Annotated in this window: 3 protein-coding genes; 1 reads left to right on the top strand and 2 read right to left on the bottom strand. The window is 71.8% G+C overall.

Going from position 1 to position 2627, the window contains the following annotated elements:
• On the bottom strand, window positions 1–737 hold a 737-nt coding region (locus FPZ41_RS46050; RefSeq protein ID WP_152870812.1), incomplete at its 3' end, for a class I SAM-dependent methyltransferase.
• A gap of 139 nt (window positions 738–876) precedes the next feature.
• On the opposite strand from FPZ41_RS46050, the gene FPZ41_RS46045 reads away from it, so the two are divergent.
• Window positions 877–1407, top strand: coding sequence for a DinB family protein (locus FPZ41_RS46045; protein WP_152870810.1), 531 nt, complete (start codon window positions 877–879; stop codon window positions 1405–1407).
• 92 nt (window positions 1408–1499) lie between these two features.
• Here the strand turns inward: FPZ41_RS46045 and FPZ41_RS46040 are convergent.
• Window positions 1500–2627, bottom strand: a 1128-nt coding sequence (locus tag FPZ41_RS46040) for an NADH:flavin oxidoreductase (protein ID WP_228023459.1), incomplete at its 5' end; no start/stop codon positions are given.

Genomic DNA, 2627 nt, shown 5'->3' with positions numbered 1-2627 from the left:
TAAGAGACAGCCGTTCGCCCGCCCCCCGTTCGCCCGTCCTCCGTTCGCCCGTCCTCCGTTCGTCCGTCTCCTGATGCGCAGGACGGCTGACGCCAGACGAGCGTGTACCGCCAGAACAGCCGACGACGCAGCCGGGCGCCGGGGAGCACACGGCTCGCCTCCCGGAGGATGTCGCCGAATGCCGTCTCCGCCGGCCGGGTCACCGCGATCATGGAGACCGGCCGCGGCACCCTGCGCCCCCTGTTCCTGACCCAGCCCACCACGACGTTCGCCGGGACGGAGACGAGGGCGAGCAGACGGTCCCCGAGGGTCTCCGTGCGAGCCAGGCCGACCACCACCAGCGTCCCGCCGGGCCTCAGCCGCCCACGGAAGCGAGCGAGCGCCTGACTCAGGGGCAGGTGATGCAGGACGGCAACGCAGGTGATGACGTCGTACGACCCGCCAGGGCCCCCGTCCAGCGCGTCCGCGACGGTGTAGGTCACCGGAGCACCGGCCGGAGTCAGCTCCCGAGCCCGCTCGACGATCTCCGGATCCGCGTCGATCCCGTGCACCTCGCTCGCCCGCGCCGCCAGCAGCCGGGCCAGGTCCCCACTCCCGCACCCGACGTCCAGCGCACGGTCGAAGCGCAGGGGCAACTGTCGCAGGAGCCACGGGTGGTAGTGCGCGTTGTGGTCCCAGGGGTGCTCGGCGTTGAAGCGGTGCAGCGCTTGCAGGAGGCGGTTCGGCAAGAGCGTCATGTGGCCAGTTCACCAGAGGAGTACGAGCGAACTGCCTCCCAGGCACGACGAGGGAGGAGGGAAAGCGGTCAAGATCTGACCTACATGGGTCCTAGCGTGTGGCCATACCGACGGAACAGACATCCACGGAGGGCCCACCATGAACGCCACCGCAACCCTGACCACCGACGAGCGCACCGACCTGCTGGACACCCTGGCCAAGCACCGGCACTTCCTGCGCTTCACCACCCGCGACCTCACCGACGAGCAGGCCGGCCTGCGGACCACCGCCGGCGAACTCTGTCTGGGCGGACTGATCAAGCACGTCACGTCGGTGGAACGCAGCTGGGCGGACTTCATCCGCAACGGCCCCTCGGCGATGGGCGACTTCACCGCGATGACCGAGGCCGACTGGGCCCAGCGGGCCGACGAGTTCAAGATGCTGCCCGGTGACACGCTGGCCGGTGTGCTGGCCAAGTACGAGGAAGTGGCCCGGGGGACCGACGAGTTGATTGCCTCCCTGCCCGACCTGGACGCCGCCCAGCCGCTGCCCAAGGCCCCGTGGTTCCAGCCCCAGGCACAGTGGTCGGCCCGCAGGGTGCTCCTGCACATCATCGCCGAGACCGCCCAGCACGCCGGCCACGCCGACATCATCCGGGAGTCCCTGGACGGCGCCAAGACGATGGGCTGACCGCCTCCCGGGGCCAAGTGACTGACCCGCCGGGAGCCGGGCGGTTCCGGACGCCCGGACCCGCCCGGCTCAGCCGACGAGCTGAGGTCCGCTCAGCTCAGCGACCCCAGCGACGCCGCGTCGTACGGCGCCAGCTCGTCGAAGCGGCCCGCCAGCACCTTTGCCGCCCACTCCGGGTCCTGGAGCAGGGCGCGGCCGACGGCGACCAGGTCGAACTCCTCGGCCTCCAGGCGGTCCAGGAGGTCGTCGATGCCCCGGATCGTGGAGCCCTCGCCGGCGAACGCGCGGATGAAGTCGCCGTCCAGGCCCACCGAGCCGACGGTGAGGGCGGGCTTGCCGGTGAGCTTCTTCGTCCAGCCCGCCAGGTTGAGGTCGGAGCCGTCGAACTCGGGGAGCCAGTAGCGGCGCGTGGAGGCGTGGAAGGCGTCCACACCGGCCGCGGCCAGCGGCGTCAGCAGCGCCTCCAGCTCCTCCGGGGTCTCGGCGAGCTTCGCGTCGTACGCCTCCTGCTTCCACTGCGAGTAGCGGAAGATGACGGGGAAGTCCGGGGACACCGAGTCCCGTACCGCCGCCGCGATCTCCGCCGCGAACTTCGTACGGGCGACGAGGTCGCCGCCGTAGGCGTCCGTGCGGCGGTTGGTGCCGGACCAGAGGAACTGGTCGATCAGGTAGCCGTGCGCGCCGTGCAGTTCGACGCCGTCGAAGCCGATGCGTTCCGCCTCGGCCGCGGCCTGGGCGAAGGCGGCGATGACGTCGTCCAGGTCCTGCTGGGTCATCTCCTTGCCTGTGCCGGGCGCGCCGTCGAGGCGCAGGCCGGAGGGGCCGACCGCCGGGGCGTCCGTGAACGGGGGGTCGCCCGCCTTGCGCACCATGCCGATGTGCCACAGCTGCGGCACGATCGTCCCGCCCGCCGCGTGCACCGCCTCCGCGACCTTCGCCCAGCCGGCGAGCTGCTCCTCGCCGTGGAAGCGCGGGACGCTGTCGCTCTGCCCGGCCGACTCGTGGCCGACGTACGTGCCTTCGGTGACGATCAGGCCCACGCCCGCGGCGGCGCGGCGCGCGTAGTACGACACCACGTTCTCCCCAGGGATGCCGCCCGGCGAGAACTGCCTCGTCATGGGCGCCATGGCGATCCGGTTCGGGACGGTCAGTCCGTTGATCGAGACGGGCCGGGACAGGATCTCGGCGGCGCGGGAGGCGGGGGATGCGGGGGTGGCCGG

Source organism: Streptomyces acidicola (assembly GCF_009377235.1).
Taxonomy (GTDB): Bacteria; Actinomycetota; Actinomycetes; order Streptomycetales; family Streptomycetaceae; genus Streptomyces; species Streptomyces acidicola.
Note: the sequence above shows the minus strand (reverse complement) of the source record. Positions and strands in the feature narration are given on the sequence as shown.

Bases quoted from the DNA above. Each gene is read 5' to 3' on its own strand.
- FPZ41_RS46045 (WP_152870810.1), top strand. From the start codon at position 877: ATGAACGCCACCGCAACCCTGACCACCGACGAGCGCACCGACCTGCTG.